The sequence below is a fragment of the Serratia symbiotica genome, from assembly GCF_000821185.2.
Classification (GTDB): domain Bacteria; phylum Pseudomonadota; class Gammaproteobacteria; order Enterobacterales; family Enterobacteriaceae; genus Serratia; species Serratia symbiotica.
In genome coordinates this window covers 340518-361498 of sequence record NZ_CP050855.1, presented here as the reverse complement: position 1 = coordinate 361498, position 20981 = coordinate 340518, and the positions used below count along the sequence as shown (strand labels likewise).

23 protein-coding genes are annotated in these 20981 nt (G+C 55.0%); 1 reads left to right on the top strand and 22 read right to left on the bottom strand.

The genetic code is table 11. The features are described 5' to 3' along the window. Positions 1 to 28: 28 nt before the first annotated feature. The 16 genes from SYMBAF_RS01845 to SYMBAF_RS01770 form a co-directional block, all read right to left on the bottom strand. The gene (locus tag SYMBAF_RS01845) at positions 29 to 1540 is read right to left on the bottom strand and encodes a TIGR03752 family integrating conjugative element protein (protein WP_040264273.1); all 1512 of its coding nucleotides are present in this window, start codon (positions 1538 to 1540) and stop codon (positions 29 to 31) included. After that, positions 1537 to 2415 carry a TIGR03749 family integrating conjugative element protein gene (locus tag SYMBAF_RS01840; protein WP_040264276.1) on the bottom strand — a complete coding sequence of 293 codons (879 nt, stop codon included), beginning with the start codon at positions 2413 to 2415 and terminating at the stop codon, positions 1537 to 1539. The genes SYMBAF_RS01845 and SYMBAF_RS01840 overlap by 4 nt, the downstream gene beginning before the upstream one ends. After that, positions 2412 to 3071, bottom strand: coding sequence for a PFL_4703 family integrating conjugative element protein (locus tag SYMBAF_RS01835; RefSeq protein WP_040264278.1), 660 nt, complete (start codon positions 3069 to 3071; stop codon positions 2412 to 2414). The genes SYMBAF_RS01840 and SYMBAF_RS01835 overlap by 4 nt, the downstream gene beginning before the upstream one ends. Beyond that, positions 3068 to 3442: a TIGR03750 family conjugal transfer protein gene (locus SYMBAF_RS01830; protein ID WP_040264280.1), complete on the bottom strand. Its 375-nt coding sequence runs from the start codon at positions 3440 to 3442 to the stop codon at positions 3068 to 3070. Before SYMBAF_RS01830 ends, SYMBAF_RS01835 begins: the two co-directional genes overlap by 4 nt. Positions 3443 to 3451: 9 nt before the next feature. Next, positions 3452 to 3817, bottom strand: a complete 366-nt coding sequence (locus SYMBAF_RS01825; protein ID WP_040264282.1) for a TIGR03745 family integrating conjugative element membrane protein — start codon at positions 3815 to 3817, stop codon at positions 3452 to 3454. Positions 3818 to 3829: 12 nt separating this feature from the next. Continuing rightward, positions 3830 to 4075, bottom strand: coding sequence for a TIGR03758 family integrating conjugative element protein (locus SYMBAF_RS01820; RefSeq protein ID WP_040264284.1), 246 nt, complete (start codon positions 4073 to 4075; stop codon positions 3830 to 3832). Beyond that, on the bottom strand, positions 4066 to 4383 hold the full coding sequence (locus SYMBAF_RS01815) for an integrative conjugative element protein, RAQPRD family (protein ID WP_040264287.1): 318 nt from the start codon (positions 4381 to 4383) through the stop codon (positions 4066 to 4068). Before SYMBAF_RS01815 ends, SYMBAF_RS01820 begins: the two co-directional genes overlap by 10 nt. A gap of 113 nt (positions 4384 to 4496) precedes the next feature. Further along, entirely contained in the window at positions 4497 to 5258 is a 762-nt protein-coding gene (locus SYMBAF_RS01810) for a TIGR03747 family integrating conjugative element membrane protein (protein ID WP_040264289.1), read from the bottom strand. Further along, a complete protein-coding gene (traD, locus tag SYMBAF_RS01805; RefSeq protein WP_040264291.1) occupies positions 5245 to 7356 on the bottom strand; it encodes a type IV conjugative transfer system coupling protein TraD in 2112 nt (703 codons plus the stop codon). The genes SYMBAF_RS01810 and traD overlap by 14 nt, the downstream gene beginning before the upstream one ends. After that, entirely contained in the window at positions 7353 to 7715 is a 363-nt protein-coding gene (locus SYMBAF_RS01800; RefSeq protein WP_040264293.1) for a hypothetical protein, read from the bottom strand. The genes traD and SYMBAF_RS01800 overlap by 4 nt, the downstream gene beginning before the upstream one ends. Before the next feature lie 54 nt (positions 7716 to 7769). Beyond that, entirely contained in the window at positions 7770 to 8372 is a 603-nt protein-coding gene (locus SYMBAF_RS01795) for a restriction endonuclease (RefSeq protein ID WP_040264294.1), read from the bottom strand. Next, complete coding sequence (locus SYMBAF_RS01790; RefSeq protein ID WP_040264296.1) at positions 8372 to 8902, bottom strand: integrating conjugative element protein; 531 nt, start codon at positions 8900 to 8902, stop codon at positions 8372 to 8374. The genes SYMBAF_RS01795 and SYMBAF_RS01790 overlap by 1 nt, the downstream gene beginning before the upstream one ends. Further along, positions 8899 to 9459, bottom strand: coding sequence for a transglycosylase SLT domain-containing protein (locus SYMBAF_RS01785; RefSeq protein WP_226020414.1), 561 nt, complete (start codon positions 9457 to 9459; stop codon positions 8899 to 8901). Before SYMBAF_RS01785 ends, SYMBAF_RS01790 begins: the two co-directional genes overlap by 4 nt. A gap of 47 nt (positions 9460 to 9506) precedes the next feature. After that, a complete protein-coding gene (locus SYMBAF_RS01780) occupies positions 9507 to 10157 on the bottom strand; it encodes a TIGR03759 family integrating conjugative element protein (RefSeq protein WP_264082056.1) in 651 nt (216 codons plus the stop codon). Between the two features lie 64 nt (positions 10158 to 10221). Further along, a complete protein-coding gene (locus tag SYMBAF_RS01775; protein ID WP_082026863.1) occupies positions 10222 to 11040 on the bottom strand; it encodes a kinetochore Spc7 family protein in 819 nt (272 codons plus the stop codon). 389 nt (positions 11041 to 11429) lie between these two features. Then, positions 11430 to 12695, bottom strand: coding sequence for an acyltransferase family protein (locus SYMBAF_RS01770; RefSeq protein WP_040264300.1), 1266 nt, complete (start codon positions 12693 to 12695; stop codon positions 11430 to 11432). A gap of 175 nt (positions 12696 to 12870) precedes the next feature. On the opposite strand from SYMBAF_RS01770, the gene SYMBAF_RS01765 reads away from it, so the two are divergent. Next, entirely contained in the window at positions 12871 to 14853 is a 1983-nt protein-coding gene (locus tag SYMBAF_RS01765) for an acyltransferase family protein (protein WP_040264302.1), read from the top strand. 338 nt (positions 14854 to 15191) lie between these two features. Here SYMBAF_RS01765 and pilV read toward each other — a convergent pair whose 3' ends face one another. From pilV to SYMBAF_RS01735, 6 genes are read right to left on the bottom strand one after another with little or no spacing between them, the layout of a single operon-like run. Beyond that, complete coding sequence (pilV, locus tag SYMBAF_RS01760; protein WP_040264304.1) at positions 15192 to 16568, bottom strand: shufflon system plasmid conjugative transfer pilus tip adhesin PilV; 1377 nt, start codon at positions 16566 to 16568, stop codon at positions 15192 to 15194. A 5-nt stretch (positions 16569 to 16573) separates the two neighbouring features. After that, positions 16574 to 17218 carry a prepilin peptidase gene (locus SYMBAF_RS01755; RefSeq protein WP_040264594.1) on the bottom strand — a complete coding sequence of 215 codons (645 nt, stop codon included), beginning with the start codon at positions 17216 to 17218 and terminating at the stop codon, positions 16574 to 16576. Beyond that, complete coding sequence (locus tag SYMBAF_RS01750) at positions 17218 to 17694, bottom strand: lytic transglycosylase domain-containing protein (RefSeq protein ID WP_040264595.1); 477 nt, start codon at positions 17692 to 17694, stop codon at positions 17218 to 17220. The genes SYMBAF_RS01755 and SYMBAF_RS01750 overlap by 1 nt, the downstream gene beginning before the upstream one ends. Before the next feature lie 4 nt (positions 17695 to 17698). After that, positions 17699 to 18292, bottom strand: a complete 594-nt coding sequence (locus tag SYMBAF_RS01745; RefSeq protein WP_006709174.1) for a type 4 pilus major pilin — start codon at positions 18290 to 18292, stop codon at positions 17699 to 17701. A 9-nt stretch (positions 18293 to 18301) separates the two neighbouring features. Beyond that, a complete protein-coding gene (locus tag SYMBAF_RS01740) occupies positions 18302 to 19417 on the bottom strand; it encodes a type II secretion system F family protein (RefSeq protein ID WP_040264305.1) in 1116 nt (371 codons plus the stop codon). Next, positions 19407 to 20981, bottom strand: coding sequence for a GspE/PulE family protein (locus SYMBAF_RS01735; protein ID WP_040264306.1), 1575 nt, complete (start codon positions 20979 to 20981; stop codon positions 19407 to 19409). Before SYMBAF_RS01735 ends, SYMBAF_RS01740 begins: the two co-directional genes overlap by 11 nt.

Genomic DNA, 20981 nt, shown 5'->3' with positions numbered 1-20981 from the left:
GGGTTGTTATTTTGCATCATGTTCCCCATCAGTCCATGCCCGTGCCGTTTCCGACCAGGCTAAAGTCATATTTCACCTTGCGGCCCCTCTCTTCATAATCGATGGCCAGTTGGCGCGTGATATGCAGCGCCACTTTTTGGCCAGGGGGTACGTAGACGGCATCAAAAGTCTGGCCATAGCGTGCCTTGACCCAGTCAACGGTTTCTCGCATGCCGCCGGAAAACGCCTTGCCCAGCACGGCCTGGCCCGCATCGCCCGTCAGGCTGGCGGTGACGCCGCCATAGCCGTTGGTCTGGGTGGTATTCTGGTTCTGTGCCAGCGTTTCACCGGCCGCGCCAGCGGCGGCAAGTACGGCGAGGGTAGGCAGATAAGTAGAGGCATTACTTTTGCGCGTACCGGAAATACAGGGGATGCCATTGTCGTCCGACAGCCAGCCGATGCTGTTGTTATTGCCGCTGCCGCCCTGGCCGTTCTGATTACCACCGCTGCCGTTCGGTGATGGCAAGGTGCGAACGGTGCCGTCAGTAAAGACGAAGGTGATACTGGTAATGGCACCGCGTACACAGGAGAGCGTCCAGTCACCGGTTGCGGTTCCCGACACGATGGCCCCCTGCACGTCAGGCAGCTCGATGCCGTTGGCCGTGAGGTTGTCTTTGCCAATCATCACTTTGAAGGGGTACGGATCGGTGACCTTGCCGTCAACAGGCACGCGCCCCAACAGCGCCGTCATGGCCTGGCTACCAACCAGGGTGGCGTTCTCCGGCAGGGTATAGACCGGATCAGTGGCCTTCTCGTCCGCTGACAGCGTATCCTGTACGACCGAGCTCACCGCTGCGCCCGCCTGTTTGGTGGCATCGCTTACAGCGCCAAAGGTGCTGGCAAAGGCAAAGCCGGTGGCATTATTGCTGTTACTGCCCGATAGCGGACGGCCGTTGGCATCAGTGGAAATGCCATCATTCGGCTCTACCCACCTCAAGCTATCTGACGATAACGCGTTGTTGGCACCGCTCAGTCCGTTGTCATAACCCAGACCAACCGGGATATCGCTACCGGGAGCGGTATTTTTACTGGCCACTGTCGTGCTGGCCCCGCCATTTTTAAGCTGGTTCATAAGCTGATCAACCTGCGCACTCAGGTCGGTCACCTGCGCGCTGAGCTGTGTGCGCTTCTGCACCTCTTCGGCACGGGCGTTGCCCACGACCTGGCTTATCTGTTCATCAACATTGCGGTGAGTCTTTTTGAGCGCCTTGTTTTCATCGCTGAGCTTTTTATTGTCATCAGCGAGGCTATCGAGGCGATCCTGCACTTTACGGAAGTTGCCCACAATGGTACGCAGCGTATCCTGAGGCGTATCCCCCTCAATGCCCAGGGATTTCAGGTCTTCGGGCGTCAGGTCCTTTAACGCCACGTGGGTATTTTTCTGCCCACCCGTGGTCTGGCTTCGGCTTTCAGAGCAGGATTTGACGCCGAGCATGATAGTGCCCGACAGCACCAGGGGAACGGCGATCTTCACCAACATATTTGAAGCAGGTGCTTTCATTTTTTCGCTCTCCTGCTGCCTTTAACCGCCTTTTGCATCGCCGGTTCAGCGATAAATGCCCCCTCCGGCCGCCCGGCGGTCACCAGATACAGCACGGTGGTATCTTCCGGCGTGCCAGCACGACCCAACCAGCGGTGCTGGAAGGTTGCCGTGACGAACTGACCTTCCAGCACCCGCGGATCGAGGATGACCTTGTCCGCAGAACGGTTACGCACCTGTAGCGCGATCACGCTACTGCCCTGAAGGCTCCAGGCCGCCATGGGGGTAAGGGTCACCGGTTCGGACGGCATCAGCGTGGTGAGGGGAGACGGCAGCTTGAGAGAGACCGGGCTGATGCCCGGTACCGCTTCCACCGTACGCGGTGGGCCGTACATGTTCTGCGCCGCATATCGTGTCAATACCACGGGCAGTGGAGCGTCGAGCTTTGCTGGCTTACGGCTGGCCCCCACGTCGCGCTGGGATGACTGGCGGGCGCTGCTGTCACCGCTGACCGTCTGCTTGTCGTTCGCAGTGGCATTGGCCACCTCACCGTCATAGACAAGCTTCACCGGCTCGCGCGTCGTTTTACCGGGTTCGGCGCTAACGTCGAGCAAAATGATTTCACCGTTTTCCTTGTTCTGCAATTCAAGGCGCGTCACCGGAAACGTCTCCTTTGCAGCGAGATAGACCACGCCGCCGGTGCTCTGGATGCGCAACTTGTCATTCAGTGACGGCGGGAAACCCACGCGCACATTTTTATCCACGAAAACGATGCGCTCCTGGCCGACAGTCAGGGGTATTTGCAGCGGAATACGCTCCCACTTCATCAATTCTACAGCCCGTGCTGCGCCTGACGTCAGCAGCAGAGCCAGCAGTATCAGAGAATATCTTTTCACTTGAACGCTCCTGACTTTTTCTCCGGTTCAGGCTGCGCGATAGCCTCCAGACGCTGTGGGATGGCGGCATAGCAGTCCAGCGCCAGACCAAACGGGTTGCGTTCAGGATCGCCCTCCCAGCGCACCACCTTCAGCGGATAACGCACCAGCGCCCGTTTGACCGGTTCGGTGTGGTAATACTCATCCGCCACCAGGTCGAGCCGGGCAATCCAGTTATCCTGATCGAGCAGGGTAACGCTGCGGCGGCTGTAGCCACGACGCGGGATTTCATACACCACACGTACGCGATCGCGCAGCTCGTCGCTGTTCTTACGCATCTGCGCATCTTTATTAAGAAAATCCTGACAGGACGGCGTCAGGTAGGCACTCATCTGCGCAATCTTTGCCAGGTAGTCCACCTCACCGTTTTTTGGCCATGCGTTGAGCTGCTGGAAGATATAGAAAGCAAAGCTGTATACCGTTGACGGCGGCACCTCCCACCATTTACGGGTACTTCCGGATCGCAAATCAGGCGGATTGTGGATGGTGAGTTCAGATGGCGCACGCATCCAGCCTATACCGGTAATCAACATGCCAGCGAACAGCAGTACGCAGGCAATGCGCAACGAAAAGATATGATTATCGCGTGCGGTCATACCGTTACGAAACCGGCTCATGCCTGACCTCCGCGTTTGACTGCCGAGGTTCGCTTCAACTCCCACGTCCGGCTGTCAAGGATCAACGAGCGCGACAGGCGAGCACGGCAGCGCAGCGCCTCGAGGCGCTGCCAGATATAGTTCTCCGGCTTGCCACGTTTGTAGCCGGCAATCCAGCCGCCGCCGAGAAACACCACAACCAGCGGCGTCAACAGCATGCAGATGGGGAACGCCAGCCATCCGATAAACGGTAGCAGCGACAGCAGCACGGCCAGCGGAATGCCGGCCAGCATACCGATGATGGCGGCCAGCAGAAACTCACTGGAGGTGAACCCTTTCCACACCACCGGTGGGTTGTTCAGTCTGTCAGGAAGAAAGTCGATGACGGCCATGGCAACTCCTTAAATGATATTGGCTGCTTTGGTGGCCAGATAGATAACCAGCAGGATGAGGCCGATACCGACCACCAGATAGAGCAGAAACTCGGTCCAGGAGCCCTTGCCGCGACGGATATCGTGGAAGGAAGTAATGACAGCGTGAGCCACGGCGAGAAACGCAGCCACGCAGACCAGCAGGCCGAGCGCCAGACCGCCCATTTTGATGTAGCCCATGACGGTGTTATAGGTCCCCCCACCACCGCCTGTGGTGGGCTGTTCAACAGAGGGCAGATCTGCCAGCACCTGGCCGCCCCAGCACAGCCCCGGCAGCAGCAAGAGTCTGGCGCGCCGCAGTGCAGCACGGTATAGCGTTACTAATGTGGCTTTCATAACAGTGTCCTATCAGTGGAAGAAGAAAAACAGGGTCAGGAGGATGAGCACGATCAATCGTATCAGCAGTTCGTTGAACTGGCGGAACATCACGGCTTTGCTGGCAAGCCCACGATAGGCCTGCACCATCGCCCAGGCGGCAAACAGAAACAGGACAATGGCCAGGGAACCCAGAATCAGCGTGTTAAGCTGTGCAGGCGTCAGGCTGTTGCCGGTGCCGGCACTCCAGCCGGAGAGCTGGTCTCCGTTCATCGCCATGATGGCTCCTCGGCACGGTACTGGCCGCTAACCGATGCAGAACGGGATGAGGGCTGGGCTCGTGACGGCTCCAGGTAAGTGGAAATACCCTGCTTCATGATGGTGATATCGCGCGTAGCCTGCTGATAGTCGAAATAAAAACGCGCATCCTGTTCCTGGTTGGCCACCACGCGTGCACGGTCAAGACTGGCCTGCACCTGGTCAAGTTGACGCATCACCAGCGCCAGTTCGTCTTTCTCAGAGGCCTGACAATGCAGCGCCGGCAGCGCGGCCAGCAGCAGTAAAAGAAGGGGGTTGATGTGACGCATAGGCGGCTCTCCCGGGTAACTGATGGTCGGGAGAGTGACGCAAAGCTGCGGGGGTTACAGCTGGAAATTGTTATCGCTTTGGTAAAAATAAAACCGTGGGCGGACAATAACGACTAGAGATATTTCTTAAATGAGGCTGTGACCACCGCCAGTACCCCACCAACCAGCAGTGCCGAAGGGAGCAGCAGCAAGTTCGGCCACACGGCTGTCGGCCATGCCAGATAAAACATACAGGGGCCATACAGCGCCGGTTTGATAAAGCGTTTCGCGTGGTGATACACAAAGCTCGATTCATATCCTGCCCCGTATCGTCGCAGGTCGCGCCGCACCAGCCCCTCCACCACCCCGGTTATCACGACCAGCAAGAAAAGCGGCAGGCTTAGAAACAGGATCATCACCCGGATAAAGAAAATCAGCGTGACCCATATCGTCGCCTGCAGGTACACGCCCAACCCACTCACCAGTGAGGCTCCCAGCCCATTGAGCGCGGGAATAATCCCGCTGCCTTCCTCGCTCAGCGTTTTAAACGACTGCAACCCGCCGCTGAGTCCGCTGTCTACAAAAAGCCACTGCCAAGCAGCGTAAACCCAGTGACAGACCGTGGTCACCGGGGTAGCCATCAGCAGGCTGCGGGTGTATCCCTCAGACAGCCAGCGGCTTTCCGCTACCATCACACGATAGCTATGTGCAGCCCCCTCATCCGGCCACAGCAAGGCGATACAGACATACTCAATCAGTAGGCTGGCCAGCAGAGAGCCGAACAAAATACCGATAAGGCTGATTGGCAGATCCCACAGCAGCAGGCCAAACGGCCCGGCCCGCTGCTGACGTGCCGGTGCGCTGCGCCGGTCATGATCGACATTATGGTGCGACATCCCCCCCTCCCGCGAACGACATATCACCGCCGGTCCACCAGGTTTCGTCGGTGCGGTAGTTTTTCTCCATGTTGTCGGCCAGTTGCTCAAGACTTGCTGGCATATGCGGATCATCATTGTCGGCCGGCAGCGGCATGCGGATTTTCCACAGCCGCCCACCTTCCAGCAGCGCATAGGCTTGCCCCTTGGGCAGGTTGATGATATCGGCGGGGCTTATCATCGGCACTTTGACCAGGCTCACCTGGTCATTCACGTTGCTGTTAAAGTCCGTTTTCTCACCGGGACGCGATACGTCCGTCACGCCGGAGGTCAGTGTTTTCTGATACACATCGACGTCGGGCAGTTGGTCGGTGAGCAGCATGGCGGTATTTTTCTCCCGCACGCGCAACATCACCAGGGTGTTGAAATTCCCCACCACCTGATTCGCTTTGGCCGGGCTGCCAATGCGTGCCTCAATGTCGGAGAGCGTCTGGGTGTAGGCGGTCACCTGAAAGCCCGCCCCGCCACCTTTGTTGATAAGCGGGATAAACTCATCCCCCATCAGTTCGTTAAACTCGTCACAGTGCAGGTTGATGGCCACCTTGCCGGATCTCCCCTTGTCCTCATCGCCAAGGCCAAACTTATAGATGTGCCCTCCCTCGGACACCAGATCGGCGAACATGCTGTTGCCGACCGCCGCAGCGACCACCGGGTCGGATAGCGCATCTAGACCAACGTAAACCACGCCGCGTGCCTTGATGATGTTGTGCCAGTCCAGTATGGGCCGGGGATCGTCAAGATCGGTGTAATCGGGTGCCAGCAACGCCGCGGTCTTGCCGGTAGTGAGTTTCTCCAGCAACGGCAGCAGCGACGCGACGATTTTATCGAAGTAGGTACGGTCGTACTGGACGGCGCTACGCAGCCCATCCAGTACCGGATCCCAGAGTTTTTTGCCCTCCGGGCTACCCAATACCTGCTCGAAAACCCAGATTTTCAGGCCGTTGGGTCTGTCTTGCAGGTGACGCGGCAGATCCTTCTCGCTGAGACCACTCTGCATCATGGCCTCAACGGTCGTCATCAACTGGGGGGCCTTTTCTCTCAGCAGGTTTTCCACATAGGTTTCATACAGTTCGCTGATGTTGGTCACATAGCGCAGGATAAGGCCGTAATCGGGTCTCTGGCCTAGCGCGACCAGCGCCCGGGTAATGATGTTGACGAAACGCCAGGCAAACTCGCGAAAGGCGGCAGAATTGCCCTCGCCGGAGAGCTGACCGGCCACGCGGGAGGCCACTTCAGAGATGCGACTGAACCGCCCAACGGCATTGTAACGGGCGCTGATATCCGGCCAGCCGAGGTGGAAAACCCAGAAGTTATCCTGCCGACCGACGCGATGTGACTCGGCGTACATGCGCCGCAGCAGATCAGCGTCGCCTTTGGGGTCAAACACGATGACCACCTCATGCTCGCCCGCTACGTTTGTACGGCGGATATCCTGGGTGATGAGCAACTCTGCCAGACGGGTTTTGCCAACGCTGGTGGTACCGATGACCAGCATATGTCCCACGCGTTCATTCAGATCATAGGTCACCGTCGTTTCGTCCAGCTCCACACCATGGTATATCGGGCTACCCCCCACCGGTGGCAGCGGGCGTAACGGGTTGAGCGCCGAATCCGAGCGGGTCAGCCGACACAGCCAGGGAAGACTGAACTCCATCTTTTTTTCCATCTGACGCGCCATGCGGTACAGCACGGAGGGCTGTACGTAAACTTCACATTCCGGGCGACGTGCCTCCATCAGGCGCTGGGTGTGACGCGGCGACCACTGAAATCCTCTGCCGAGAAACAGCTGGCGGCGGCTGACCGGTATCTGATCGCTGGTCAGCACGTAGCGTGACAGACGACGGATGTTGCGACGATAGCGAAGGATTTTCATGCCCTGCGCGGTACGTCTGAGCGCCAACACGCCAAAACCGGCAGCGGTGACCCAACTTACAGACGGAGCGAGTGCCACCGCCCAAGGAGCGGTCAAGCAAATGTAGGTGGCGCTACCTGCAACAGTAGCGGAATACAGCTCTACGGCGGGGCGCAGCAGAGACTCCATGACATGGCGATTGCTCATCTTCCGCTCCCACTTTCGCCACAGGTGTTTTCTTGCCACGGCCAGCCGGTCAGTCGGTGCAGTATGGAGACCAGTTCAAACATCAATCCCGTCATAAACAGCCAGGGCCACATATGCGGTATCAGGTGCGCCCCCCTGACAACTCCGGCCATTGCCGCAGGCTCCGTAAATGACGGGCTGATAAAGACGGCGACGGGTATCGCCGTCAGTAATACCAGCAAAATGCAGCAGATAATCAGCAGCGGCCGGAAGATGATTGCCCTGAAGGTGAAATTCAGCAGCTCAGCGATAACGGCGAATATAAAACTCTTACGAAACGTAATCGCCCGGTCATAGATGGATTTACTGGACAGACGCATGATGACTCCTTAGTACATTGACGGGATAAGACTGAACCGGTATCTGTTGATGCGCTACCTGGGTGTAGTACGCCGTGGTGCTGGCTGTTTGCGGGAATGCTGCCAGCGGTCGTCACCTGACAGCAGCATCAGCAGGTTCTGACCGCTGATAAGGGTGATAGCCGGGTAGTGGCTGAAAGCTTCACGGCAGACAGCGCCGGTCCGGCCGGTATGAATAAACAACCCGCGACAGCCTTCACGCCGTACGAGCAGGCCAAAGTCACTGACGTGAGCCGCGCTGAGGGTGGCGGCGTAGCGTTTGGCCTGAATCAGCCAGCGCTGCCCGTCAATCCAGACCTGGCCATCGACACCGCCATCGCCGCTGTAACTGGCGTTGCGTTTGATCCGGTGTCCCTGGGCGGACAGCGCGCTTAACAGCATTTCTTCAAACACGTAGGGATTCATTTTCCTCAGCCAGACGATGCGCGCCGCATCGTCACGCAGCTGCGGCAGACGCTGCAGTGCCCGGGCTGCCTGTTCCTGATAGCGGCGATGCCTGCGATGCCGCGCCGTGAACAGACCAAATGACTGAAGCGCCAACAGCAGCACAAGTACCACGAGCACCGCTGCTTGGAACGGATGCGCCCACAGCATCTGTGCAATAAGATCAACAGGCATCACTGCTGCATTCCCGAAGCGGTAATGAGTACAGGGTAATGCGCCAACTGTAGACGACGAGCCAGATCGCCCCCGCGCACGGGGACCAGGCTGAGACCCGGTGCAAGCTGGCGCAGCGCGTTCAAATTGGCCTCATCGCTCACGTTGACCACCATGCCGGTGGCACCGCTTTGCCGCAGGCTGGCTGCATGAGTTTCCAGCCACTGACGTGAGCTGGGGTCATCGCCGACTATAAATACCGGCGGCATACCGGGTAGATTTAACGGTCTGGCAGCAACCTGTCCGGGGGTCATCTCCGGCGTGCTGACCGGCAACATGTCAGAAATGGATAAGGACTTGGGCGGTTGCTGCAGTGCCGGGCGGTTCGCTGGCGTGGCACGGGGGCCCGCATTAATCGCATCAAACAGCGGTGCGGTTGACTCACCGCCGAGGTCACCGACCACGGTCAGGGCCAGCGCAGTACCGGCACTGCCAGTGCCAACCAGCAGCACAGCACAGAGCAACACCTTCAGGGAACAGCGTTTTTTCATTGGGGTTCAATCCAGGTAAGAGAGGAGATGGCCAGCGTGACCGACTGGTCTTTGAATGCGGCGGAATCGGCTTGCGCTATCTGGCTGAGCTTGCGTCGCACGATAGCCATATAGTTTGCGGCGAGCTGACCACCTGCGGGGTGGTGGTAACAGCCCGCTGCCCTGACCCAACTGCCTGGACGAGCGTCATAGCAGGCACGGAGAATTTGCGCCGCCGCGCGCAGATTGAGCCGGGGGTCAAAGGCATCGCATATGGACGGGAAGAAATGGCCGTTCCAGCCAAGGTTGACCTGCGCCACGCCGACATCGATGCGTTTTAGCGGCCAGCGTTGCACAAACCCCAACAGCGCAACCATGGCCTCCTCGCGCGTGTCATAGTGATATCCTTTTCCTGCTACGTTAATCGTCCAGGGCCATGGCTTTGAGCCCCAGGCGGTTTTGCGCGTACTTTCGACCATGGCCAGCGCATAGAGCGACTCGGCCGGTACACGCTCCATGGCCGCTATCTGGCGGTAGGCATCGGGAACGGCCTGCACACTGCCGCCATCGACAGGCATTGCGGTGCAGGTAGCACTGGCAAACCACAGTGCGGCGGTGACCCTCATCAGAATGCGGCGAGCTGCCATCCGTTTTCCCCCTGCTGCAGGATCACCGGCATCTGGCCCTGCCCATAACGCAGCCACAATCCTCCGTCACGGTTTAGCGTAATCTGTCGGCTGCGCACTTTATCAATCGGAATAGTGTGGCGCACGGCCCAGATACGGATAAATTCGTCACTGTCGCCGCCCACCAGGTAAATATCAACGGGTCGGTTGTCTGCCAAAACGGCTGCCAGGCGCGTATCACAGCGGGAGCAATTCTCTTTTACAAACAGCGCGAGACGCCCCCGCGTATCGTGCGCGATACCGGCAGTGTTGCTACCCATGTTTACGGCTAGCGTCTCTGGATGCAGGCGCAGCCAGGCGGCGTTAATTTCTCGCTGGAACGCCAGTTCTTTTTCGCTGCGCTGATATTCATGTTTTACCCAGAGTTCGGCCAGGCGGCGGCGCTCGGTGCTGTTATCGGTTTCAACACCGAGCGCTGTCAGAGGATCTAAGCCCGGCGACATTATCCCGCGCGCGCCCTTCATCAGCGTCTGATAGCGGCTCCAGTCGCTGTCAGACAGCCCCCACTGGGAATTCTGCTGTCCAGTGGCGGACTCCTGCAGTGCAGAAATGCCGCTCTGTGCGGAGGGCGTTTGCACCATGGCAGCCATGGATATCAGCGGAACACACAGGGTTGCCGATAGAACTGTTTTTTTTATCACAGACATTTCTCCCTTACTGAACCAGCAGCCGGTGCTCGCTGCCGCTTACCAAAAACAGAGCCGCGCGTTTGCCTTCAGTGGCCCGCAGCGTCCAACCCATCATGCCGTCTCCTGGTGAGAGCAGGTGCATGGCTGATATCTCCGATACCCCACGCGGAATGATCACGGCGAAGGTTTGCCCCCCACGATGCTCAATGCCGGTCAGCACAAAGGGGGCAACCGGCGTCGCCGCTCGCCTGGCTGACCGGTTATTCTTTTTTACAGGCGTCGCCGTATTTTCGATCGGGGCAACTTTCGCCTTTTCCGGTTCGACAGCTTTCTGCGTAAGCTGTCGGTTTATCTCACCTAACGCTGCCGCGGACTGCTGCACATCGTGCTCAAGCGTGCTGATGCGCGTCAGCACCTGCGCCACGTCCTGGCGGTTGCCGATGTCAGCATCACGCAACTGCTGCAGCGCTTCACGCAGGGTGGCCTGTGCCTCGCTGTTTGACTGCACCTCAGCCGGGAGTTTCGCCAGCTCGGTAACCTGCTGTTCGAGTGTGTTTAGGCGTATTTCCATGGCGGTGACATTTGAGGTGAGCTGACCAATCTGGCCACTGCGAAAGGCGGCATCAAGGGTATTGACGCGAATAGTCAGCTCAGAAAGCTGACTGACCAGTACGCATGCCGTGACAAGAGACCCGGTAAGCGCCACAACCAGCAGGGCAACGGCACCGGTACGGGCAATGCGTCTGATATTTATGTGTGTGCAGCGAAAAGCGTTGGGTAAGGCCTCCTCTGGAGGCAATTCCCCGCCAACCCTTTCGTCTTGTATGGCATCACTGAGCGACATTTCTGAATTCCTTATGGCTACTGCAGAATGGCCATAAGGTGCTAAAAGCGTGATTGATTGGCGATGTTTAACTCATCAGCCATTACTGAAGATTTTTATCCGGTGGGTTGAATGTTCGCCTAAGCGATAGTTACGGGTTGCAAACAGCTTTCCTGGACTTTGCCATTTCTGTTACCAGTAAAGCATTCATTCGCGAAACCAGTGTGAAGAACACGGAGTTTCGCATCTAGCCGTGCAGGCCTTAAGTTACAAGTTCTTACTTGCAGGTAAAACAAAGGGTGCCCATTTGCGGACACCCTTTGCTGCAATAAGTGTTTAAAAAGAATGACTGACTTTGCTCAGTTCCCTAATCCGGGCACTGAATACATCGGGTATTACTCACCTCTAACTCAGGCGTATCTGTCTTCAACGGAATGAACATTCTTTTTTTTTAAAAATGATCCGCTCAGCTTCTTTTCCAGATAACGGTAAGAGACCACGGCCAGCAGAATCGACAATACCGAGGACGCAATAAAGCGCGGCATGCCATCTTCAATGCCGAGTGTCGCAAACCTACTGCCAATACCGTCATTCATCAGGCCATGGATTAGGTAAAGAGAGAAAGAGGCATTCCCTGTGAGAATGAAGAATGAAGGCGTATATTTCTTAAACAGATCCTCATTTATCACGCAGGCCATTAGCAACAAAGCCAGATACCAGCCCGAACCGTCTATGCCGTGACAGATACGTTGACTGACAAAGATAAAGTAGATACTACAACCCACCGCTGCGATCAGTATCAGCCGTTTTAGTGTCGCAGGTATGCTGTTAAGGTACGGATATGCCAACCCCAAAAACACACCGGGGATAAACATCACCATCAGCGGGTTTGTTAGCAACTGGAGGTAAATTGACCAGAACTGATATCCCTGTGTAGCCAGTGAAGGCTGCTGACCAGAGAGTGATGGCAGGATGAACTGTAGGAAACAGAAAGCCGTGAAAAGTAAGTACCAGCGATATTTACTAAACAGGCACAATGACATCATGCCATAAAATGCCAGCTCATAATTCAGTGTCCACCTGACGCCATAGAACCCACTGTCGTTAACATAAAAAGGTGCATGATCGGGCAGTACAGGATGAAACAGCAAGGCACTCATCAGGTTAATAACTTTATCCTCATAGTGAAAAGTGCTCATTGCGCCGCAAAGGAGGAATGAGACAACAAGGATAAAATAATAAACCGGCAGAATCCTCACTAGCCGGTGTTTGATAAAATGGACAACAGCTGGCCAGCCTGGCTGCAAATTTTTTGCCGACAGCACCAGTACAAAGCCACTGACGATGAAAAACAAATCGACACCCATCGCCCCCCAGCCAAACAAGGCGTCACCAACGTTGGGAGAAACGAGGTTAATATTCCATCTGAAATGAAAAAACATAACCGCCATCGCGGCCAGTCCCCTGAGCATCTGAACACTTACTAACTTGTTAATTTTTACTTCCCCTTTAAACAAGTAATCCAACCATGCCAGACGGTATAACTTAACACAAAAGCACAGAATATCATTTTCCGCAAAGGGAAACCGCACGCCTCCCCACGGCTTTAAGGCGTGTTTCCATGGCGGTGAGATCAGAGGTGAGGTGACCAATCTGGCCGCTGCGAAAGAAAGCATCGAAGAAGGTATTCATACGTAAGTGCTGGAGGATAGCGCTGTCTTAACTTGTCAGGGGGGCAATAAAGTTCAGGGGAAGTATTTAGGTCAGGTATCCCCCGCCGCCATGTCCAACAGGGTAGAATAAGGCTGCAAGCCATGAATAACAAAATCAGAACAATTTACCGAGGTTATAATGAAGTACCGTAGTGATATTGACGGACTACGCGCCGTAGCCGTTACCCTGGTAATACTTTTTCATGCAGGATGTAGCACCATCGCCTCAGGATTTATTGGTGTAGATGTCTTCTTCGTGATATCCGGTTATTTAATAACCAGAATAGTTCTCGGAAATTTCGAATCAGGAAAGTTCAGTATTAGTGACTTTTATAATCGCCGTATATGGCGCTTACAGCCTTCCCTTCTTGTAATCGTACTTTTATCATTGATTATTAGCGGCATTTTTTACCTGTCCGATGATTTCAACACATTTCTTCACAGCGTCAAAAATCTCCTATTTTTTACCTCAAACAAATATTTCTCAGATGTAACAACCAGTTATGCATCAGAAGATGCAAATTATCTCATATTGCTTCACACGTGGTCTCTCTCTGTGGAATGGCAGTGGTACTTGTGCTTTCCGCTAATCATGCATCTCGCATTAAAGTACGTGGGAAGAAATAACACATTTCTGGCCTGCTGTGCTGCAACACTGCTTCTCACCTTTATGACAATATATCTGTCATTAACATCACATACCGACAGGTACTATGACTTCCTCTCCAGATGTTTTGAGTTGCAGATAGGAAGCTGCCTCGCGTTTGGCAGGCTCAAAATAAGCAAGAAAGGGGCTCATGTAGCTAGCGTTGTATCGCTGTTAGGTATTATCGCGCTGGCAATCAAAACCGATGTGATTGCCGGGTATCCCAATGGGTATACGATCATTATCGTTCTGGCCTCCGGTGCTCTTATTATATCCGGAGAACACAAACAAACCCTGATGTCACATTTACTTTCTAACCGCGTTTTAACAGGCATTGGCAAGCGTTCGTACTCGCTTTACCTCTGGCACTGGCCAGGTCTGGCTACTCTGCACTACCTGAACATGTTCAGTAACACAATAGCCCTCACCACAGTGCTTTGCGCGTCACTTCTGCTGGCGTGTGCTTCGTACAGTCTAATTGAAATGCCCTTGAGGAAAACACAGACAAGCTTATGGATCACCTCAGGACTGCTCATCGTGCTTCCACTGTTAATAGCAACCGGAATTTACGAGGCAGGCAAAAAATTTGAATTCTATCCGTGGCGTTTTGGTAGCACATTCGCGCATGCAGTTCACATGCAGAATGAATACAAGCAGTTGGCGGGTAACCGGCCGGACTGCCTGACCGATGATGCTGAGGGTAAATACTCAGACGAGCATTGCACATTCGGCTCATCTCATCCTACCAGCAAAGCATTTTTTATCGGCGACTCCAATTCAAATCATTACTGGATGTTCCTGAACGTTCTTGCGCGGGATGCTGGACTGGCCGTGACCGCGCGCAGTACGGCAACATGCCTGACGCTGCCCGGCCTCTACCAATATGACTGGTGGATACACCACAACACTGTTTACAGCCAGTGTCATATAAATACGAATGAGTATTACCGTAAAATAGCCTCCGAGCATTTCAATTACGTCATCATCGGAGAATTATGGCCCATGTACGTCAGTGATAAAATTATTAATCATCCCTCTGACGCCCGAAGCCCTGAACTGGCGAAAACCCGACTGGATATCGCCCTTCGGGACGCGTTCAACATCATAACTAAATCAGGCGCTGTTCCTGTGGTCATGAAAGAGATATTTACTAGACCCACCGGATATGAGTCATGCATGAAGGAAAAGATTATACACAGGGAAAGTTACCAGGATGGTTCCTGTAATGTCCCGAGTGTTGCGGTTCCGCCGCGTTCATGGTTTGACGAAGAGTTTACTGCACTGAAAAAAGATTATCCGTCTTTGATCGTTATCGATATAAAAGATGTACAGTGCGCCGATAACCACTGTATGACCGAGGTTAACGGCATATCTGTTTTCCGGGATGTGGGGCATCTCAATGACTATGCGGCTCACGTTTTTGGTGAACAGTACCTTCAACTGAAAGGTAACCCCTTTAGGGAAGTTCATCCCTGAAAGGGGATGCAGAGCAGCAACAGCTTACATGCTCAATGCTCAATGCTCAATGCTCAATGCTCAATGCTCAATGCTCAATGCTCAATGCTCAATAATACGGATGAAATTGACTTGTTTGGGTTCCCATTTTCCGCTGATGGCAAACTGGTTTTCGGCGGTAGTAGCATCCCAAACCATTACTGTCGATTGTGCATTGGACGAAATTTCAATTGGCGGCGGAGGCCATGTTATTCCGGTTCCGATGGACATCCTAAATGGAGTACTTCTACTGGTATTGGCTGAGCTGCCGCATGCCTAGAACGACTATTACTAGTTATGTGATCTATGCCCATAGGTAACTACTGATATGTATAAGCAGTGAACCTGCCTGGAGAACATCCCTCACTGGGTAAAGGGTTAGAAGTAATTGAGTAACTTGTATTGGCTGGAACTTGGAATGAAATTGTTCCAGGTTTGTACCATGATGGGTTATTATCTGCCGCATTGGCCACAGTCACTCCACCCGCATTACCAGATAGCGCCCACGTGTTACTACAACCATCACCATGACCCAGATCTTTATTGACGATTGAGTTACCACCCAAAGCATACACAGTAATGGTGGCGTTGCTTGAGTTGAAGCCATTATATTGTAACGTGTAAGTACCTAAGCCAATGTAACGCCCATTGCTTTTTGCACCACTCCACACACCGGATTGACAGGAAAGTATGGCACCAGCCGCATCGCGACTCACCAATCCATTGGGTGAACACCCTGCATCGACTGTGTTGACGCCATCAAGCTGAAGAACATCTCCCGTAGACAAACGCCCGTCCGCGCGAATGCTGTCGCCACGCACCTGTCCTGCGGTATAAATATTCTTGTTGTTGAGTACCCTGACCCAATCATTATCCGACATGTAAAATCCGCCTCCGTAGGTCTCATTGATCCAACCCTTTTCGCCACGCGTAATAAACCACCCGTTATTTGAACGAATATCGTTGTTAGCTGTGATCGCATTGCCAAACGCGCCGGTCACGGCATTAACTGTGCCGGTGTTATTCAGGTTGTTACCGCCCATATCGATGCTGGTATGCATGGTGTTCAGGTCTGGCTTACCCGTCACTGAGAAGCGATAGAGACGGTCATTCTCGCCACGCGCTGCGCCCAGCTCGTCACTGGTCAACAGTGCCGCAATATGCCCCTGTGTGGCGTTGGCACCAAAGCTCGCCAGCGGCACGGTCCAACTGCTCATGGCCCCCGTGGCAATGCCTGAGATCCAGATATAGCCGCCCATCCCTGTGGTGATATCCATCGATATCTGACGCAGCGCCAGGAACGGCAACGCCGCGCCATCCTGGGTATAGACCAGCGCCTGTAGCTGGTCGGCATTCGTGGCGTTGCGCACAATAGCCGCACGGTAGCTCTGACCGCTGAAGGTGGTCTCGCTGAAGCCCTGCTCCAGGAAGCCAGTGTTTTTCAGCATCGCAGGAGTCACCGTGACCGGTGCCGTTACGGTGGCGCTGCTGAGCAGCGTGTCGTAGTAGCGTCCCGTGTAGCTTTTCACCGCCTGGGTGTAGCGCGAGACCTGTGCAGCAGTGGTCATCCAGGTGCGTTTTGCCAGCCAGTCATTCACCAGCGAATATCCCCAGACGCTGACCAGCAGCAGGATAATTAACGCGGCACCGGTGCTGAGTATGGCCCAGCCCCGGTCAGTATTTTTGTGTGCGGCCATCAGAGTCACCATGTTATCAGGGGCTGATAAAGCGTAAACAGAGTCAAGACAAGTGCACCGGCACAAAGCCAGGGTCCCATCGGTCCACCCTCGGTAGTACGGCGCACTGACAACTGCCACAGTACAAAAAGCACTACGCCGGTAAGCAGCGCATACAGTCCCAGGCCACCAAGCCAGGCACAGATGCCGCCAGCCAACCACATATCTCCCAGTCCGATGGCCTCCTGACCGGACAGTTTTGAGGCCACAAAACGCCAACCGCCGAATATCAACAGTGCAGAGGCTGAAGACAATGAGTGCTCCCAAAACCCTGGCACGCCGAGAGCCGCTATCATGCCTGCCAGCAGGCAGCTCACTGTCATTTCACGTGGCAGAAATCCCGTCAGGGCGTCAGTGAGCGTCATACGAAACAGAAACAGGCTGAGCAGCAGGGGGATCAAACGTTCTACGGCAGGCACCGGTGCCATTATCATGCCTGTTGCCGCGGCGGCATACAGCCAGATGATCACGGCTGTGATGCAGTCATTCCACGACGCAAACGTCACAAGCGTAGCGCGAACCTGCTGTGCCATCACATGAAAGGCGAGCAGGCAAAGCGGATAAATGACCACCAGATAGGGCCACGGCATACTCAGCGTCAGCAGCGTCATCATTTAATTTCCCGTTCCTGATGCAAAAGTCTGCGGTAGATAGCGTAAATACGGTTGGCATAAGACTCACGGGTTTCATGTCGGTCTTTACGAAAACCGGCGTTGTAAGAGCCGAGGCAGTTCCAACTGATGCCACAGACCTGAAAATGTTTCGCCAGGATCCATGTCCCGATTTGTACATTCAGGCAGGGACGGGTCAGCAGTTCCTGCGCACTGCCAATATAGCCCAGCGCAATCAACCTCGGGATATGCGTGGAGTTCACCTGCATCAGCCCGTAATCGATACTCAGTGCGCGGCCAGATTTTTTATCACTATTTGTATTGGTAATTTCTGCATGCAGGGTGCTTTCACCAATAGCGATAGCTTTTATGAGAAGTGGATCAATATGGTATTTTGCGCCTGCCGCCTCAAAGCAGAATGCCCCCGCATGGGGGCAGAACAAAATTATCAGCGGAACAGCAAACAGGCGCAGCATGTCATCAACCATTATGGATAAAAACGAGCGTGTTGTTACCGGTCATTCCCGTGTCAGATGAACAGGCCTTGCCGGCAAGTTCGGTGCTGACGACGCCATCATTGTATGCCGTGCTGTTGATGGTAATCGCGCTAAAGGCACCTGCGGAACCGAGCTGCGTGGCAATCGCGATACAGTCTGCCTGGGGGACTTTATGCGAGGTAACCGAAAAGCCATTGTTGAATCCGTTCGCGGCTACCGGGGCAATGACAACCTGACCACCGTAGCTGTTCCAGAGCGTTGCAGTGCCGGAACTGGTTGTTCCCTGAACAGTCATCCCCTTCGGGGCACCGCCGATTTGAATCAGCGTGCCGGTCATGGTGGTACCGCTGGTAAAGTTATACCCGCCCTGGCCCTGTTTAAGCTGCTGAGCATTCGTCACGATGGCCTGGAGATTTGATGTTTCCACCGCGACAGACTTTTTCCCCCACAATCCCCATACCATGGCTCCCACAATGGCAAGTACTACAATTGTTACAAGGGCAATGCTGCCGTGTTCAAGAATGCCCCATCCACGGTCGGGCTTTGGCTGATGACGATCTGATGTCTGAACTAACATGGTTGTTCCTTATTGTACGTTGAAAGTGTTCATCTCCTGAATCTGCATCACCATCTGCAGGATGAGTAAGAAGAAACTCATAATCAGAACCAGGGAAAAAAGTTTGGTGACATTGGCGCGGCGCGCCACACGTGACAGTGCCTGCTCTAGCCATCGGTCGGCGTAGTTGCTGATGAGATCCGCCGCACTGTCGCCTTCATCAAGAAGTGAGAGATAATTTACCGCTTCCCGGCTGGGGAAGTCATAGCCGCTATTGCGCAGTGCAAGTCCAAGCGAATTGCCTTCGCTCATGCAATCCATCGCTGCCTCAATGCGCTCCTGAAGCCAGGGTGAGGCGAAGCCGTGCAGCGTTTGAAGGCCTTTCAGCTCCGGTACACCAGCCCCCAGCAGGGCACCAATATTCATCAAGAAAACAGCGCCCTGCAGATCACTGTAAACCGACCAGGGCAACAGGTAATCAGCAACGCGTCTTAGCCTGCCGCGCCAACGCGGCAGTGACCAGAAGGCCAGCAACATAATACCTGCCGTGGCACCTGCCGCCATCATGCCCCAATCACCGGTCCACTGTGCCACCCCGTTCATCATCCCGAGCGCCCCGGTCCAGCGTTCGGGATCTGAGATTTTGCTCATGGAGGGCACCAGGGCAAGATTGTTGACGCTGAGCAGACCAGCGCTCAAGATGACGAGCGCAGTTGGGAAGACAGAGGCGAATATCACCTGCGTCAGTATGCGCCGACGCGCGACGATAAGCTTATCGGCCTGCATCAGCGCACGGGGAATGCTGCCGGTCTCCATGCCAGCGCTAATGAGTGCCGCCTCCTCAACCGGTGCCCAGACGGCCAGCACATCCTGCAGGGCACGACCCGGGCGGTTGTCCTTTAGGCCTTCTACGCAGTCCTGCACCAGTTCGTGATACGGATGCCAGCGGGTACCGAAATCAGTATGGACGTCACCTATCATGGTAAGCGCGTCCTTCAGCGCCTTGCGGTTTTCCAACAGGAAGCGCAGGGTTTCATAGAATGGCTGCCGATACTGGCCGGAGAAGGTGGCCCTTACCAGCCGATAGCGCGCCCTTTCTGGCAGTGACATGTCACGGGTGGGATAAAAAAGGGGGTTAGCAGCCATCCGGCACCTCACACTTCATGAGGTCGTCTTCATCCAGCGGGCAGATGAGATCACCTTCCAGCGGATCGACGCGCCCCTCCGTCAGATAGCGCATCAGGTGCATACGGCGGGTGATGCCCCCCTGGTTTATCCAGTGCTGCCGGGCAACTGCCGGGCCGTGCGAAAGCCAGAGCTGCATCAGGCGGGCATCAGTGCGTACAACCTCTGCAATGGCCGTGCGACCTGTCACACCACGGCTGATGATGCGGCCAGTCAGCGGGATTGTCTTACGACAATGGTCACACCCTTCGTGGTTGCGAAAATACAGCTTGCCGGGCTCACAGCCCCCTTCAACGGTGCAGTATCTTTCCAGGCGGGTGCGAATATCACTCGCAAGCTCAGGGGCTTTTTCTACCCAGGGGATACGGCATTTTTCACATAGCAGTGGGACAAGTCGCTGACCTACAAGACCTGTAACAAGTGACGCGTCCGCAATGAGATGACGGTCTACGCCAAAGTGCTCCATGCGACGCAGCGCCCCGATCGCGCTCTGCGTATGCAGGGTCGAGAATAGCGCATGTCCCGTTTCACTGGCATAGATAGCGGCTATCAGTGAATGAAGGTCGCGCATTTCACCCGTCAGGATGGCGTCAGGATCGAGACGCAGCGCCGAAGCGTTGGCATTACTCCAGGCGCGACTGATGGCCTCAGGTGAATTATCCTCCGGCATTACGGGCGTCTGAATGGCACCACGGATGCGCCCCTCAGGCGGGTTTTCTAGCGTCAGCAGGCGTTTCTTTCCACCGGTAAGGTTAAGCCAGATATCGCTAAACACCCGTAGCGTGGCGCTTTTCCCCGATCCCGTTGGACCGGTTAACAGCACCATCCCTTCCGGGAGTCGCAGGATCCGCATGATGAGGCTGATTTGCTCGGCAAGAAAACCCAACTGTTGCAACGTCGGCACGTTATCGCCGTCATCGGGGATGGTACGCATGACCACAATCAGTCCATCCGGTGTTGGACGGTGCTCGTAGCGGGTACCAAAAAGACCGGCGCGCCGCGCAAATTTGGCATCAATGCGGCCAGACTGCTCACGGCCAGCAAAGAATGACTGCTCACGTACATCACACATTGAGATATATATGGTTGAAGCCAGCGTCAGGCCTTCTTCATATTTAACCTCATCCACGACTTCCAGCTCACCGTGAATACGCAACTGCACAATGGTGAGTCGTCGGTCGGCACTGATTTCGAGATGAATATCAGAAGCATTGAACTCTTGTGCCAACTTGAAATAGCTGATGACCTTATCCTGCGAAACGCTGACGTCGCGGCTTTTTAGATCGGCTTCGCTGACACCCTGGCTCAGTCCATACCCCTGACGTTCGGAAGCCTCCCTGCGGCGATTGAGCTCACTCAGTGACACAAACTCTGTTTTTGCACCAGGATACGCGCGCGTAACATCCATCACCCAGCGCTGAATGGCCGCCTCTTTGCGCCGGTTGCCGTCGACAAGCAGTATCACACCACGGGTAGGGTACCGTTCAACGAATACAAACTCCATGATGTCTTTATCGGGTGTCAT

Bases quoted from the DNA above. Each gene is read 5' to 3' on its own strand.
- SYMBAF_RS01845 (WP_040264273.1), bottom strand. From the start codon at position 1,540: ATGAAAGCACCTGCTTCAAATATGTTGGTGAAGATCGCCGTTCCCCTG.
- SYMBAF_RS01835 (WP_040264278.1), bottom strand. From the start codon at position 3,071: ATGAGCCGGTTTCGTAACGGTATGACCGCACGCGATAATCATATCTTT.
- SYMBAF_RS01830 (WP_040264280.1), bottom strand. From the start codon at position 3,442: ATGGCCGTCATCGACTTTCTTCCTGACAGACTGAACAACCCACCGGTG.
- SYMBAF_RS01825 (WP_040264282.1), bottom strand. From the start codon at position 3,817: ATGAAAGCCACATTAGTAACGCTATACCGTGCTGCACTGCGGCGCGCC.
- SYMBAF_RS01820 (WP_040264284.1), bottom strand. From the start codon at position 4,075: ATGGCGATGAACGGAGACCAGCTCTCCGGCTGGAGTGCCGGCACCGGC.
- SYMBAF_RS01815 (WP_040264287.1), bottom strand. From the start codon at position 4,383: ATGCGTCACATCAACCCCCTTCTTTTACTGCTGCTGGCCGCGCTGCCG.
- SYMBAF_RS01810 (WP_040264289.1), bottom strand. From the start codon at position 5,258: ATGTCGCACCATAATGTCGATCATGACCGGCGCAGCGCACCGGCACGT.
- traD (WP_040264291.1), bottom strand. From the start codon at position 7,356: ATGAGCAATCGCCATGTCATGGAGTCTCTGCTGCGCCCCGCCGTAGAG.
- SYMBAF_RS01800 (WP_040264293.1), bottom strand. From the start codon at position 7,715: ATGCGTCTGTCCAGTAAATCCATCTATGACCGGGCGATTACGTTTCGT.
- SYMBAF_RS01795 (WP_040264294.1), bottom strand. From the start codon at position 8,372: ATGCCTGTTGATCTTATTGCACAGATGCTGTGGGCGCATCCGTTCCAA.
- SYMBAF_RS01790 (WP_040264296.1), bottom strand. From the start codon at position 8,902: ATGAAAAAACGCTGTTCCCTGAAGGTGTTGCTCTGTGCTGTGCTGCTG.
- SYMBAF_RS01785 (WP_226020414.1), bottom strand. From the start codon at position 9,459: ATGCCTGTCGATGGCGGCAGTGTGCAGGCCGTTCCCGATGCCTACCGC.
- SYMBAF_RS01780 (WP_264082056.1), bottom strand. From the start codon at position 10,157: ATGGCTGCCATGGTGCAAACGCCCTCCGCACAGAGCGGCATTTCTGCA.
- SYMBAF_RS01775 (WP_082026863.1), bottom strand. From the start codon at position 11,040: ATGTCGCTCAGTGATGCCATACAAGACGAAAGGGTTGGCGGGGAATTG.
- SYMBAF_RS01770 (WP_040264300.1), bottom strand. From the start codon at position 12,695: ATGCTTTCTTTCGCAGCGGCCAGATTGGTCACCTCACCTCTGATCTCA.
- SYMBAF_RS01765 (WP_040264302.1), top strand. From the start codon at position 12,871: ATGAAGTACCGTAGTGATATTGACGGACTACGCGCCGTAGCCGTTACC.
- pilV (WP_040264304.1), bottom strand. From the start codon at position 16,568: ATGGCCGCACACAAAAATACTGACCGGGGCTGGGCCATACTCAGCACC.
- SYMBAF_RS01755 (WP_040264594.1), bottom strand. From the start codon at position 17,218: ATGACGCTGCTGACGCTGAGTATGCCGTGGCCCTATCTGGTGGTCATT.
- SYMBAF_RS01750 (WP_040264595.1), bottom strand. From the start codon at position 17,694: ATGCTGCGCCTGTTTGCTGTTCCGCTGATAATTTTGTTCTGCCCCCAT.
- SYMBAF_RS01745 (WP_006709174.1), bottom strand. From the start codon at position 18,292: ATGTTAGTTCAGACATCAGATCGTCATCAGCCAAAGCCCGACCGTGGA.
- SYMBAF_RS01740 (WP_040264305.1), bottom strand. From the start codon at position 19,417: ATGGCTGCTAACCCCCTTTTTTATCCCACCCGTGACATGTCACTGCCA.
- SYMBAF_RS01735 (WP_040264306.1), bottom strand. From the start codon at position 20,981: ATGACACCCGATAAAGACATCATGGAGTTTGTATTCGTTGAACGGTAC.